Origin of the sequence: Kribbella sp. NPDC051718 (assembly GCF_040681515.1) — a bacterium.
In the GTDB taxonomy this organism is placed as follows: domain Bacteria; phylum Actinomycetota; class Actinomycetes; order Propionibacteriales; family Kribbellaceae; genus Kribbella.
In genome coordinates this window covers 36,956-49,738 of the sequence record NZ_JBFAYZ010000002.1, presented here as the reverse complement: position 1 = coordinate 49,738, position 12,783 = coordinate 36,956, and the positions used below count along the sequence as shown (strand labels likewise).

Genomic DNA, 12,783 nt, shown 5'->3' with positions numbered 1-12,783 from the left:
TTCTAAGGTGTGAGGGGTTGGAAGCGGCGGAGTCTGAGGCTGTTGGTTACTACGAAGACTGAGCTGAAGGCCATTGCGGCGCCTGCGAGCATTGGGTTTAGGAGGCCTGCTGCTGCTAGGGGGAGTCCGGCCACGTTGTAGGCGAAGGCCCAGAAGAGGTTGCCTTTGATGGTGCGGAGGGTGGTTCGGGAGAGGCGGATGGCGTCGGCGGCTGAGCGGAGGTCGCCTCGGACGAGGGTTAGGTCGCTGGCTTCGATTGCTACGTCGGTGCCGGTGCCCATGGAGAGGCCCAGGTCGGCTTGGGCCAGGGCGGCGGCGTCGTTTACGCCGTCTCCTACCATCGCGACCGAGCGGCCTTCGGATTGGAGTTGCTTGACGGCGTCTACCTTGCCGGCGGGGAGGACTTCGGCGATTACCTCGTCGATGCCTACCTCGGCGGCCACCTTCTGGGCTACTGCTTCGTTGTCGCCAGTTAAGAGGACCGGGCGCAGGCCGAGTGCTTTCAGTTGGCGGATTGCTTCGGCTGAGCTGGGTTTTACGGTGTCGGCGACTACGAGGACAGCGCGTGCCTTGCCGTCCCAGCCGACTGCGACCGCAGTACTGCCCTCGGCCTCGGCGTGCTCCTTCGCGTGGGCAAGTGAAGACGGGAGATGTTGGCTCCACTCCTCCAGCAGACGGGTCCGACCGACCAGCACCGCGTGCCCGTCGACGATTCCCTGTACGCCGAGCCCCGCCACATTCCCGAAGTCCTCAACAGCAGCGAGCTTGCCCACCTCATCGGCAGCCCCGCGCGCGATCGCCTGCGCAATCGGGTGCTCACTCGAATGCTCGAGCGCCCCCGCCAACCGCAGTACCTCCGCCCGCTCCTCGCCATCCGCCAGCAGTACGTCGACCAGCGCCATCCGCCCGGTCGTCACGGTCCCCGTCTTGTCCAGTACGACGGTGTCGACCCGATGCGTCGACTCCAGCACCTCAGGCCCCTTGATCAGGATGCCCAGCTGAGCCCCACGCCCCGTACCGACCATCAAGGCGGTCGGCGTCGCCAGCCCCAGCGCACAAGGGCAAGCAATGATCAGCACCGCGACCGCCGCCGTGAACGCCACCTCGGTCGGCGACCCGTTCCCCAGCCAGAACCCCAACGTGGCCAGCGAAAGCCCGATCACGATCGGCACGAACACCCCGGAGATCCGGTCGGCCAACCGCTGAACAGCCGCCTTCCCGTTCTGAGCGTCCTCCACCAACCGCGCCATCTGCGCCAGCTGCGTATCAGCCCCCACCCGAGTAGCCCGTACTACGAGCCGCCCGCCGGCGTTGACCGTCGCCCCGACCACAGCATCGCCCTCACCGACCTCCACCGGCACCGACTCACCAGTCAGCATCGACGCGTCCACCGCGCTCGACCCCGTGACGATCACGCCATCGGTAGCGATCTTCTCGCCCGGCCGCACCACAAACTCGTTGCCCACAGCAAGCTGCTCGGCTGGAACCCGTACTTCGACCCCACCCCGAAGTACAGCGACATCCTTCGCCCCCAACTCCAGGAGAGCCTTCAGCGCAGCACCAGAAGACCGCTTGGCGCGAGCCTCGAAGTACCGCCCCGCCAGGATGAACGTCGTCACCCCGGCCGCGACCTCGAGATAGATCTCCTCAGCTCCGCTACCCCGCGACGGGATCAACGTGAACGGCATCTTCATCCCCGGCGCCCCTGCCTCGCCGAGGAACAGCGCATACAGCGACCAGAGGAAAGAACTCAGCACCCCGACCGAGATCAACGTGTCCATCGTCGCGGCCCCGTGCCGCAGATTCGTCCAAGCAGCCTTGTGGAACGGCCATGCCGCCCACGTCACCACCGGCGCGGCCAGCGTCAGCGAAGCCCACTGCCAGAAGTCGAACTGCAGCGCCGGAATCATGCCCAAGGCAATCACCGGTACGGCGAGCGCGATGCTCGCGATCAATCGCTCCCGCAACGGCCGCAGCTCGTCGACCGGCTCAGGGCCGTCGGCGACCGGGGGAGTGGGCAACGAAGCGGTGTAGCCGGTCGCTTCGACGGTCGCGACGAGATCGTCAGTACTGATGCCTTCGGCAAACGTCACTTTCGCCTTCTCGGTGGCGTAGTTGACGGTCGCCGTGACGCCTTCCATCCGGTTGAGCTTCTTCTCGACCCGGTTGGCGCAGGAGGCACATGTCATGCCACCGATGAGAAGTTCGACGGAGTTGTCCGATGAGGTACTCACTGGTGAACCTCCACAGTGAACTCGGCGGTACGCACCTTGCCCGCGTGCTGGAAGTCGAGGAACAGGCTGTACGTCCCAGCCGTCGGGAAGGTGGTCCCGAACTCGATCTCCGGCCCGCCCTTCATGCCGGCCTTGGCCTCGATCGACGGATGCGTGTGCAGATAGGCCAGATCGCCACCACGCAACGACACCAGGTGTCCGAACGCCCCGAGATACGGCTGCAGATCGGTGACCGCCTTGCCGCCCTTGCTGATGCTGAACGTCAGCTCCGACTCGTGGCCGGCCTCCGGCGTACCGGCCAGCGTGACGTCGTACCCGTCGACCGAGTAGACCTTGGCCGGCTCGCTCAGCGGCACGGGCGTGTAGAGCCCGGAGACGTTCAGATCTGCGCCGAGCGTCAGTGTCTTGCCGAGCGCGCTCGGCTGGAAGTCGGTGAACATCCGCCACTGCCCACCCGCGGTGAACGTGAACGGAATGCTCCAGACACCATCGGCAGAACGCGTCGGATGTACGTGACGGAACCCGGACAGATCCCGCCGCACGAGGATCAGATGCAGATCCTTCTCATGCGTCTTCGTGTACTGCTGCAAAGCCTTCCCGTCAGGCCCCTGGATGGTGAAGGCGAGAGTCTGCGCCTTGCCGGGCTGGAAGAAGGTCTTCTGAGGTACCAACGTGTAGCCCGACTGGGAGACCGCGAGACCAGGCGGCTGAGCGCTCGCCTCGGAGTGCCCGGCGCCATGCGCACCGGCCGGCTCCTCCGAGGGCATCCCGCTCATCCCGTCGCCACCGTCGCCATGTGAGTCAGCGGCGGGTGCCGGGTCGGCTGCCGCGACCGGGTCGACCGCGGAGCCGAGCGCGAAGGCGGCGGCGAAGGCCAGCGCCAGTGCGCCGGCGAACGCGCCGAGCCGGACCGCGACAGCCCTGGTCATGCGCCTGCGAGCTCGTAGCCCGCCTCGTCGACGGCCTCGCGCACGGCGGCGTCGTCCAGTGCGGCCTCGCTCGTCACGTGCACTGCGGAAGTACCGCCCGCGTTGAGGTCGATGGTGACCTCCTGGACGCCCGGCAGCTTGCCGAGCTCCTCGGTGACGGCGGCGCTGCAGTGGCCGCAGGTCATCCCGTTGACGGAGTACGTGGTGGTGGTCATAGCGGTGCTCCTAGCTTGAAAGATCTACAGAGTTGTCAGCTGCGGACGAGCCGGGCGATCGCGTCGGAGGCCTCGCGGACCTTCTCCTCCGCCTCCACGCCACCCCGCTGCGCGGCCTCGACCACGCAGTGCGACAGGTGCTCGTCGAGCAGCTCGAGGGAGAAGGACTGCAGCGCCTTGGTGGCCGCCGACACCTGGGTGAGGATGTCGATGCAGTACTTGTCCTCCTCGACCATCCGCTGCAGGCCACGCACCTGGCCCTCGATCCGGCGCAGCCGCTTCAGGTGGCTGGTCTTCTCGGAGGTGTATCCGTGCACGTGCTCGGCGTTCTCTTCGGTGGTCATGGCGGTCCTCTTCTCCCAACTGCTACCCCTGCGGGGTATGTCGACAGGCAAAAAAGTACCCCCTATGGGTATCCGATGCAAGTCCGCAGCGGATACCCATAGGGGGTAACTGAAAACTAGAGCCCCAGCTCGGTCAGCCCAGGGTGGTCATCGGGCCGCGCGCCCGGCGCATCCCAGTGGAACAGTCGGTCGCTCTCGGCGATCGCCTGGTCGTTGATGCTCGCCCGGCGCACCCGCATCAGCCCGTTCTGGTCGAACTCCCAGTTCTCGTTGCCGTGCGACCGGTACCACTGGCCGGCCGCGTCGTGGCACTCGTAGACGAACCGGACCGCGATCCGGTCGCGGGTGAACGCCCACAGCTCCTTGATCAGCCGGTAGTCCAGCTCGCGCGCCCACTTCTGGGTCAGGAACTCGACCACCTCGTCCCGGCCGTTGACGAAGGTGTCCCGGTTCCGCCAGTAGGTGTCCGGTGTGTAGGCGAGCGAGACGGCCGCCGGATCCTGTTTGTTCCAGGCGTTCTCCGCGGCCCGGACCTTCTGGATCGCCGTCTCCTCGGTGAACGGGGGCAGCGGTGGTCGAGCATTCACAAGCGTCTCCTCGATGGTGGACTGTATCCATTCAACCTTGTACCAGCGTGAACGTCGAAGGACCCTCCGGGCAACCAGAATCATGAAAGCGATCCGTTACGACAGCCCGGAGGCTGACATCGGTACAGGGGGAGGACCTGAGCTGGAGTTCGGCCGACTCTTCGATGCCTATGCCGCGCCGCTGCACCGGTATCTCGCTCGCCGGGTCGGCCCGGACCATGCCCACGACCTCGTCAGCGAGACCTTCCTCGCGGCCTTCAAGCAACGCGAGACCTACAACCCCGATATCGCGGCCGTCCGCAGCTGGCTCTACGGCATCGCGACCAACCTGGCCCGCCGCCACGTCCGCCAGGAGGTCCGGGGCCTCCGAGCGACAAGCCGCGCCGACAACACGCCGTACCAGCCCTCGCACGACGGCATGGTCGCTGACCGGGTGGATGCCCAGGCAATGGCCCGCCAGATCGCTCCAGCGATAGCCGAGCTGTCCGATGGCGACCGCGACGTGCTCCTACTGACTTCCTGGTCCGAGCTGACCACCGTGGAGGTCGCCGAAGCCCTCGGCATCCCGGTCGGGACCGTCCGATCCCGCCTGCATCGCATCCGGCGGCAACTGCGCACGCACGCCGCCATCGCTCACCTGACTGCCACCCCGGAGGCGATCCACCATGACTGACGACAAGCTGATCGACCTGTGGTCCGAGGATGAGCTGAATCATGCCCTCGGCGCCCTGCACGACGACGTACCGACCGACCCGGCCCGGCTCGAGGCATCCCGCGCCACGTTTCTGGCGACCATCGATCGTCCCGTACGCCGCAAGCGCCGACGCTGGACCTATGCGCTGACAGCGGCCGCCGCCGTCACCACCCTCGTAGTCGGAGGCTTCCTGGTCACCACCAACTCGCCCGGTGGTACCGCCGAGGCGAAGGCCGAGCTCAACTCCGCCGCCGACCACGTGGTCGCCAAGGACCCGGTCATCCCACCCGGCAAGTACCGCTACCGGGCCAGCCACGCCTGGGTCTGGGGCTTCACCGAGACGGCTCCGAACAAGGGCGTCACCTATCTCGAGGAGCAACTCACCGAGACCTGGATCCCGGCCGACCGGACCCAGGAATGGATGCAGCGCAGCAGCTCCACCGGCAAGCGGAAACTGCTGCAGGGCACCCAGGAAGAGCTGGATGCGGTGAACAAGATGAACGACAACTCGCGGCCGGAAGTGTTGCGAGCCAGGTGCGGTGACTTCTACCTCGACGCGGGACAGCAGCCCTGCACGCGGGCCGGTGGCTGGCAGGACCCGACGCCCGAGTGGGCCGCCGGCCTGCCGACCGACCCGAAGGCGCTGTACAAGCGACTGAAGAAGGATGCGCCCCGCAACAGCCGAGGCGAGACCGAGCTGCTCGTCTATGCCGCGGACGCCCTCCGGACCGGCCAGGTGCCGGCCAACGTCCGGTCAACGCTCTACCGGGCCCTGGGCAACCTCGATCACCTCGAGGTCTCGGACCGCGCGGTCAACCTGGACGGGAAGGTCGGCATCGCCTACGGCAGCGACGACGGCAAGGAACGGCAGGAGATCATCATCGATCCGCGCACCGGCGACTACATCGGTGAACGCCAGGTGGTCACCAAAGGCGAGCAGCGTGGACAGGTGATCGGCTTCAGCTCGGTCACCAGCCGCATCGTCGACGGGATGGGCGAGAGTCGGTAGCTGCAACCGAGCAACAAACCCGGCGAGGTGGACGTCATCCTCTGCAAGGATGAGCGTCCCCCTCGCCGAGGGGGTTCTGAGGGAGAGGGGCGGCATGCCTGAGCTGGCTATTCGCACGCAGGCGCTGCGGAAGACGTACCGGACCAGGCGGGGCAAGCGGGTGGTCGCGGTGCAGGGGCTCGATCTGGAGGTGCCGATCGGCGGGGTGCACGGTTTCCTCGGGCCGAACGGTTCGGGCAAGACGACCTCGATCCGGATGCTGCTCGGGCTGGTCCGGGCCGACGCCGGCACGATGACCGTGTTCGACCAGGTGGTACCGGACCGGCTGCCCGACGTGGTCGGCCGGGTCGGCGCGATCGTCGAGTCGCCGAAGTTCTTTCCCGCGTTCAGCGGCCGGAAGAACCTCGAACTGCTCGCCGACGCGATCGGCGCGCCGCGCAAGCGGGTCGGCGAAGTGCTCGAGGAGACCTCGCTGAACGAGCGCGGCAAGGACCGGTTCAAGACCTACTCGCTCGGGATGAAGCAGCGGCTGGCGATCGCCGCGACGCTGCTCAAACAACCCGACCTGCTGATCTTCGACGAGCCGACCAACGGCCTCGACCCGGCCGGTATCCGGGAGATCCGCGAGACGATGCGCGCGCTGGGGGAGCAGGGTCGCACGGTCCTGGTCAGCAGCCACATCCTGGCCGAGGTCGAGCAGGTCGCGGACACCGTCTCGATCATCGGCCACGGCCGGTTGCTTGCCTCCGGCACCGTCGCCGAGGTGATCGGCGGCAGCGGCAAGTCCACGGTGAAGATCGCCGTGGACCAGCTGGACCGGGCCGCCACCATCCTGACCGCGGCCGGCATGACAGTGCGGGCCGAAGGCAACTATCTCTTCGTCGACGGCGCCGACCACTCGGCCGAAGTGACCAGAAGGCTGGCCCAACAGGAGTTGTACGTGTCCGAGCTGGTCCTGGTCCGCGCCGACCTGGAGTCCGTCTTCCTCGAGCTGACCGCCGACGAGGGACTGGGAGGCGACCAGTGATCCGCCTCACCGGAGTCGAGCTCCGCCGGCTGGCCTCGCGCCGGCTCGCGATCATCGGCGTCGCCGCCGTGCTGATCATCACCGCGTTCCTGTTGTTCGCCACCTGGCGGGATTCCCGGCCGTTGTCGGCGGCCGAGCAGCAGCAGAACCAGGTGTACTTCGAGCAGGCCCAGAAGGACTGGGAGCTGCACGGCGAGCAGTACCAGAAGGACTGCGAGGCTTCGTACGCCTCGACGCCCGACCCGAAGCCCGCGTTGAAGGACTTCTGCCCGGGACCGCCGACGATCGAGCAGTACGGCAAGCCGAAGAACGTGTTCTCCGAGCTGATGCCGACCATGTTGCAGGGACTGTCGTACCTACTGGTGGCGATGGCGTTCCTGATCGCGGCCAGCTTCCTCGGCGCCGAGTTCAGCAGCGGAGCGATCGGCAACTGGCTCACCTTCGAGCCACGCCGGATGCGCGTCTATGCCAGCAAGCTGGCCGGCGCCGCGATCGGGCTGGCCCCGGTGGCGGTGGTGCTGACCGCGATCCTGGTGTTCGGCACGTACCTGATCATCGACAAGCTCGGCATCACGGCCGGTACGACGGGCAAGGTCTGGGGCAACCTGGCGGAGACGTCCGGCCGGGTCGTGCTGATGACGGCGGTCGGCGCGGCGATCGGCGGTGCCGTCGGGCTGTTGCTGCGGCATACGGCGGCCGCGATCGGGGTCGTGATGGCGTATGTAGTACTGGTCGAAGGCGTGTTCGGCGGGTTCCTGACCCAGGTGCAGCCTTGGTTGATCCGGCTCAACTTCGACGCCTTCGTGCTGCACGGGACGACGTACTACGTGGAGAAGTGCACCACCGGCCAGGACGGCAGCTACAGCTGCAACTCGGTCGAGAAGCACCTGTCCTTCGAGCACGGCGCCTGGTACCTGAGCATCGGGGCCGTCATCGTGATCGCGATCGGCGCGCTGGTCTTCCGCCGCCGCGACGTCAACTAGCGGCCTGAACCAGCGCCCTGCCGCCGCCGTCGCAGCAGGGAGAGCAGCGCAAGACCACCGGTGATCAAGATGGACCCACCGGCGGCCGCCAGGCCGACATCGAGGCCTGGCGGCCGGAAGCCACAGTGGATCTTCTGGCTCGGCCCAGGCAGTTGCACGGCGATCAGTCCGCCGAACTCGCCCGCGTCCTGCGCCTTGCCGCCGTCGACCGAGCAACGCCAGCCTTCGGTCCGCGGCACCGCGACCACCGCAAGCCCTGTACTCCCGGGCTTCAGCGTGGCGTCGATCGAGTGGCCGCCGGCCTTCACGTCGGTCGCACCGGCCGCCCGCAGAGCGGCGACAGCCTTGGTCAGCTTGGCTTGGTCGAGGCAGCCGATCGCCCCGGTCACCGGGAGCGGATACGGCGATACGAGGATCTTGAGCTCGATGACGGCCACTCCGTTGGCCGGTGTCTTGCCTACGTCCAGCACCGCGCTGCTTGTGTTGCTGCCCGGTCGCCTGGTGGCGATCAGGTTCTGCCACTCGCTGTCGGCGCCGATCCGCGCCTGCCCACCGGTGCGCGGCAGGCTCAGGTACACGGTCGATCCGGGTTGGCACGTCGCCGTCAACGTGACCAGCCCGGGCGCGATCCGGCGACCTCGATACTTCGGCACCTCATAGACCTGAGCGCCCAGAAGCCGTTCCTGATAAGCGAAAACGCTGTCCGGCTCCGGCGCCCCATCAGCCGGCTTCGGCTGCACTCTGACGAGCGGCGGCACGTCGGCGCGCTTGATCGTGCCGTCGTCGAGCCGGGCGCCGATCGAGAAGATCGCGTCCGTGACCGGGTTGTCGAGTTCGAGCGATGCCCGCCCGTACCCCTGCCAGCCGAAGCCGAGGTTGGTCAGCGTGTGGTTCAGACTCGCGGGCAGCAGGCTGCTGTAGTACCCCGGCCCCTGCCCGCCCAGCAGCACCGGATCGTTCGGCGTCAGCGACGTGCCAGGATCAGTCCGGTACTTCGGCCAGCCGCCCGCCGTGCGCACCTTGTCGGCCAGGTCGGTCTGCTGCGCTCCCCACGGCTCCGCGGAGGCGGTGAGCACCTTGTTGCGTTCGTGATCGACCACGATCGCCGTCCACGCCAGCTCGACGCCGATCGCGCCGATCACCAGCACGGCGGCGATGGGGGCGACCAGGCGTGCCTGCCCGAAGTACCGGACGGCGAGCATGACAGCGAGGAGGAGGCCGCCCGAGCAGCTCAGCACGATGATGCTGCCGTTGGTCAGCAGGGGGCTGTGTTGCGTGCAGATCGCCAGCGTGACGACGAGCGCTGTGCCGCCGAGCAACGCGATCCAGCTCGGGGTGCGGTCGGCGACGGACAGCCAGGCGGCCATCACGAGGATCGCGCAGAGCACGAAGCCCTCCCGGTACTGGCTGCCGTTCGGGGTGTCGAAGCCGTGCCAGACGTCGTGCGTCGGCTTCCACAGGAACGAGGCGCCGACGAGTACCGCCAGCAGGGTCCAGGCGATCCGGGTGACGGCTCGGACCGATCCGTTGAACGGCAGCGTCGCGGCGAGCAGCAGGGCCGCAGTACCGACGTACAGGCCGGCGCTGCGGGAGACGCCTTCGGTCAGTGGCAGGAGCCGCGAGAAGAAGCTTTCCAGCGAGACGGGGACGAAATGGCCGGACGGCGAGGGGGCCGCGAGGGCGTTGGCCTTGAAGACCGGGATCAGGACCGGGGTCGACAGGGCCAGGCCGAGAATCATCGTGAGCGCGTGCCGGAGCAGGCCGCGCAGCCGATCGGCCCAGGCGAGCTCGCTGGTCAGCACGCGGACGATCAGGATCAGGCTGGCCGCGATCGTTGCCATGTAAGCGGTGTAGAAGTTGGACACCCAGAACACGCCGACCACGAGCACGCTCAGGATCCGGTGCTTGCGCTTGAGCGACCACTCGCCGACCAGACACAGCATCGGCAGCGCGATCAGCCCGTCCAGCCACATCGGCACGTACGCCGCGTCGTCGATCGCCCAGCCACACAGCCCGTACGACGCGCCGAGCACGGCCGCGAGCCACCACGGACCGGGCCGCATCCGCCGGAGCAGGGCCGCCATTGCAGCGGCCGCCAATGCAAGCTTCAGTGTGGTGATGACGAAGACGGCGAGATCGATGTCGTCGCGCGGGAACAGCACCACCAGTAACGACAGCGGACTGCCGAGATCGACCCCGTAGTCGGCGAGGAACCCGACCCCGAATCCGCTCTGCCAGTTGAATAACATGTCGCCCTGGGCGTTGCCCGTCAGCACGTCCCAGAAGTGCGCGAAGAAGGGGACGTACTGAACGCCGAGGTCGTTCGTACTCCGGGAAGCGTGCCCGAAAGGGAAAGTGCCGCGGAACATACCGGCGACCATGAAGCCGACAGCGGCCACCGCACCGGCCACCCACGCCTCGGGTGCCGGGATTCTTGCCTTCGGCATCGCGCTCCCCTCTACCGCGCGCCAGGCTACACTCCTGGCCAGGTCGTGGATCTCTCCTGGAGTGCAATGCGGTTGACGCTGGTGGTTCCCTGTTTCAACGAGGCCGACGTGATCGCCCGGTTCCACGAGGCCGTCAGCCGGGAGCTGACGGGAACCCACGAACCGTACGAGATCATCTACGTCGACGACGGCAGCAAGGACGGCACCCTCGACGCGGTGATCGAGATCGCGACGGCGGACCCGGCCGTCCGGTACCTGTCCTTCAGCCGGAACTTCGGCAAAGAGGCCGCCATGCTGGCCGGGCTGCGGCATGCCGGCGGCGACGCGGTGATCCTGATGGACGCGGATCTGCAGCACCCGCCGGAGCTGATCGGCCGGATGCTCGAGCTGCACACCAAGGGTTTCGACCAGGTGATCGCGCGGCGTACCAGGGCCGGCGACCCCGCGACCAGGACGCTGCTCGCCCGGACGTATTACTGGCTGATCAATCGCTGGGCCGATGTCGAGCTGATGGACGGCGTCGGCGACTTCCGGCTGATCTCGCGGCGCGCGGTCGACGGGTTGCTGAAGCTGGAGGAGAACAACCGGTTCTCCAAGGGGCTGTTCGCCTGGATCGGGTTCGACTCGATCATCTTCGAGTACGAGAACGTCCAGCGTGAGGGCGGCGGGCGGAGCCGGTGGTCGTTCCGCAAGCTCTTCGAGTACGGGCTGGACGGGTTGCTGTCGTTCAACAACAAGCCGCTGCGGGCCGCGATCTACGTCGGCATGCTGCTCACCACGGTCGCGGTGCTCTACGCGATCTGGGTGATCGTGGTGGCGGCGACGCAGGGCGTGGAGATGCCGGGGTACGTCACGCTGATCGCGGCGATCACCGGGCTCGGCGGGTTGCAGATGGTGATGCTCGGGGTGATCGGCGAGTACATCGGGCGGATCTACTACGAGTCGAAGCACCGGCCGCACTACCTGGTCAAGGAGAGCAACCTGACCCCGCCGGGCGTCGTACTGGGTGGGGCGGTCACTTCGACGTACAAGCTGCACAGCCATACCGACGAAGTACGACTCGATCGAGCGGATTGAAAAACGGCCCCGGGGTTGAACCCCGGAGCCGTTCTACTGTGCTGCTGGTCAGGCGGTGAGACGCTCTTCGGTCGAAGCCGAGAACAGGTGCAGCTTGTCGGTCTGCGCCTCGAGGTGGATCAGCGAGCCCTTCTCGACGTTCATCCGGGCGCCGATCTTGGCCACGATCTGCTGGTGGTTGCCGTCGTGCTCGGCGGTGCCGTAGAGGAACGCGTCCGCGCCGAGCTCCTCGATCACGGCCACCTTCACCGGCAGGCCGGTGTCGGAGACCTTGAAGGCCTCCGGACGGACGCCGATCGACACGGTCTTGTCGCTACCGGCCTTGGCCAGGATGTCGCGGGAGACCGGGATGGTGTAGTCGCCGAGCTTGGCGCCACCGTCGACCAGGTCGGCGGTCAGCAGGTTCATCGCGGGCGAGCCGATGAAGCCGGCCACGAACAGGTTCTTCGGGTTGTCGTACAGGTTCAGCGGGGTGTCGACCTGCTGGAGCAGACCGTCCTTCAGCACCGCGACCCGGTCGCCCATCGTCATGGCCTCGACCTGGTCGTGGGTGACGTAGACGGTGGTGACGCCGAGACGCTGCTGCAGCTCGGCGATCTGGGTGCGGGTCTGGACCCGGAGCTTGGCGTCGAGGTTCGACAGCGGCTCGTCCATCAGGAAGACCTGCGGGTTACGCACGATGGCGCGGCCCATGGCGACGCGCTGACGCTGACCACCGGACAGGGCCTTCGGCTTGCGGTCGAGGTACTCCTCGAGGCCGAGCAGCTTGGCGGCCTCCTGGACCCGCTTGGCGCGGTCCTCCTTGGAGACACCCTGCATCTTCAGCGCGAAGCCCATGTTGTCGGCGACCGACATGTGCGGGTACAGAGCGTAGTTCTGGAACACCATCGCGATGTCCCGCTCTTTCGGCGGGCGGTGGGTGACGTCGCGGTCGCCGATGTAGATGGAGCCCTCGTTGACCTCTTCGAGGCCCGCGAGCATCCGCAGCGAGGTGGACTTGCCGCAACCGGACGGGCCGACGAGGACCATGAACTCGCCGTCCTCGATCTCGAGGTTGAGCTTGTCGACGGCGGGCTTCTCAGAACCGGGGTAGACCCGGGATGCCGCCTTGAACGAGACAGTAGCCATGACTGTGTACCTTCCTTCACCGGCAGGAACGTGCCGGACGATCCGAGTAAAGGCCCCCAGGCGGGGGTGCGCCCATCCTGACCTGAGCGGCAGCTCCTGACAAGGTGTA

12 protein-coding genes are annotated in these 12,783 nt (G+C 67.2%); 5 read left to right on the top strand and 7 right to left on the bottom strand.

Annotation, left to right across the window (positions count from 1 at the left end):
• Positions 1–2: 2 nt before the first annotated feature.
• From AB0M15_RS06730 to AB0M15_RS06710, 5 genes are all read right to left on the bottom strand, one after another.
• Positions 3–2,189 carry a heavy metal translocating P-type ATPase gene (locus tag AB0M15_RS06730; RefSeq protein WP_363814717.1) on the bottom strand — a complete coding sequence of 729 codons (2,187 nt, stop codon included), beginning with the start codon at positions 2,187–2,189 and terminating at the stop codon, positions 3–5.
• A gap of 41 nt (positions 2,190–2,230) precedes the next feature.
• Positions 2,231–3,163: a hypothetical protein gene (locus AB0M15_RS06725; protein ID WP_363814715.1), complete on the bottom strand. Its 933-nt coding sequence runs from the start codon at positions 3,161–3,163 to the stop codon at positions 2,231–2,233.
• On the bottom strand, positions 3,160–3,378 hold the full coding sequence (locus AB0M15_RS06720; protein WP_363814713.1) for a heavy-metal-associated domain-containing protein: 219 nt from the start codon (positions 3,376–3,378) through the stop codon (positions 3,160–3,162). The genes AB0M15_RS06725 and AB0M15_RS06720 overlap by 4 nt, the downstream gene beginning before the upstream one ends.
• A 35-nt stretch (positions 3,379–3,413) precedes the next feature.
• Positions 3,414–3,695 (bottom strand): metal-sensitive transcriptional regulator, encoded by a 282-nt coding sequence (locus AB0M15_RS06715; RefSeq protein WP_328335153.1) that lies wholly within the window; start codon positions 3,693–3,695, stop codon positions 3,414–3,416.
• A gap of 143 nt (positions 3,696–3,838) precedes the next feature.
• Entirely contained in the window at positions 3,839–4,309 is a 471-nt protein-coding gene (locus AB0M15_RS06710) for a nuclear transport factor 2 family protein (RefSeq protein WP_363814711.1), read from the bottom strand.
• A gap of 82 nt (positions 4,310–4,391) precedes the next feature.
• Here AB0M15_RS06710 and AB0M15_RS06705 point away from each other — a divergent pair, with 82 nt between their 5' ends.
• The 4 genes from AB0M15_RS06705 to AB0M15_RS06690 all read left to right on the top strand — a co-directional run bounded on the left by AB0M15_RS06705 (position 4,392) and on the right by AB0M15_RS06690 (position 8,022).
• Positions 4,392–4,982, top strand: coding sequence for an RNA polymerase sigma factor (locus AB0M15_RS06705; RefSeq protein WP_363814709.1), 591 nt, complete (start codon positions 4,392–4,394; stop codon positions 4,980–4,982).
• A complete protein-coding gene (locus AB0M15_RS06700) occupies positions 4,975–6,012 on the top strand; it encodes a CU044_5270 family protein (protein ID WP_363814707.1) in 1,038 nt (345 codons plus the stop codon). Before AB0M15_RS06705 ends, AB0M15_RS06700 begins: the two co-directional genes overlap by 8 nt.
• Before the next feature lie 94 nt (positions 6,013–6,106).
• Positions 6,107–7,039, top strand: a complete 933-nt coding sequence (locus AB0M15_RS06695; protein WP_363814705.1) for an ATP-binding cassette domain-containing protein — start codon at positions 6,107–6,109, stop codon at positions 7,037–7,039.
• On the top strand, positions 7,036–8,022 hold the full coding sequence (locus tag AB0M15_RS06690) for an ABC transporter permease subunit (protein ID WP_363814703.1): 987 nt from the start codon (positions 7,036–7,038) through the stop codon (positions 8,020–8,022). Before AB0M15_RS06695 ends, AB0M15_RS06690 begins: the two co-directional genes overlap by 4 nt.
• Here AB0M15_RS06690 and AB0M15_RS06685 read toward each other — a convergent pair.
• Positions 8,019–10,469 carry a YfhO family protein gene (locus tag AB0M15_RS06685; protein WP_363814701.1) on the bottom strand — a complete coding sequence of 817 codons (2,451 nt, stop codon included), beginning with the start codon at positions 10,467–10,469 and terminating at the stop codon, positions 8,019–8,021. The genes AB0M15_RS06690 and AB0M15_RS06685 overlap by 4 nt on opposite strands.
• A 66-nt stretch (positions 10,470–10,535) precedes the next feature.
• Here AB0M15_RS06685 and AB0M15_RS06680 point away from each other — a divergent pair, with 66 nt between their 5' ends.
• Positions 10,536–11,546, top strand: coding sequence for a glycosyltransferase family 2 protein (locus AB0M15_RS06680; RefSeq protein WP_363814699.1), 1,011 nt, complete (start codon positions 10,536–10,538; stop codon positions 11,544–11,546).
• A gap of 48 nt (positions 11,547–11,594) precedes the next feature.
• On the opposite strand, the gene ugpC is transcribed toward AB0M15_RS06680, so the two are convergent.
• Positions 11,595–12,674 (bottom strand): sn-glycerol-3-phosphate ABC transporter ATP-binding protein UgpC, encoded by a 1,080-nt coding sequence (gene ugpC, locus AB0M15_RS06675; RefSeq protein WP_363814697.1) that lies wholly within the window; start codon positions 12,672–12,674, stop codon positions 11,595–11,597.
• Positions 12,675–12,783: the final 109 nt, after the last annotated feature.

Coding starts and splice junctions, on each gene's coding strand:
- AB0M15_RS06695 (WP_363814705.1), top strand. CDS start 6,107: ATGCCTGAGCTGGCTATTCGCACGCAGGCGCTGCGGAAGACGTACCGG.
- AB0M15_RS06705 (WP_363814709.1), top strand. CDS start 4,392: ATGAAAGCGATCCGTTACGACAGCCCGGAGGCTGACATCGGTACAGGG.
- AB0M15_RS06730 (WP_363814717.1), bottom strand. CDS start 2,189: ATGACATGTGCCTCCTGCGCCAACCGGGTCGAGAAGAAGCTCAACCGG.
- ugpC (WP_363814697.1), bottom strand. CDS start 12,674: ATGGCTACTGTCTCGTTCAAGGCGGCATCCCGGGTCTACCCCGGTTCT.
- AB0M15_RS06685 (WP_363814701.1), bottom strand. CDS start 10,469: ATGCCGAAGGCAAGAATCCCGGCACCCGAGGCGTGGGTGGCCGGTGCG.
- AB0M15_RS06680 (WP_363814699.1), top strand. CDS start 10,536: ATGCGGTTGACGCTGGTGGTTCCCTGTTTCAACGAGGCCGACGTGATC.
- AB0M15_RS06725 (WP_363814715.1), bottom strand. CDS start 3,163: ATGACCAGGGCTGTCGCGGTCCGGCTCGGCGCGTTCGCCGGCGCACTG.
- AB0M15_RS06720 (WP_363814713.1), bottom strand. CDS start 3,378: ATGACCACCACCACGTACTCCGTCAACGGGATGACCTGCGGCCACTGC.
- AB0M15_RS06700 (WP_363814707.1), top strand. CDS start 4,975: ATGACTGACGACAAGCTGATCGACCTGTGGTCCGAGGATGAGCTGAAT.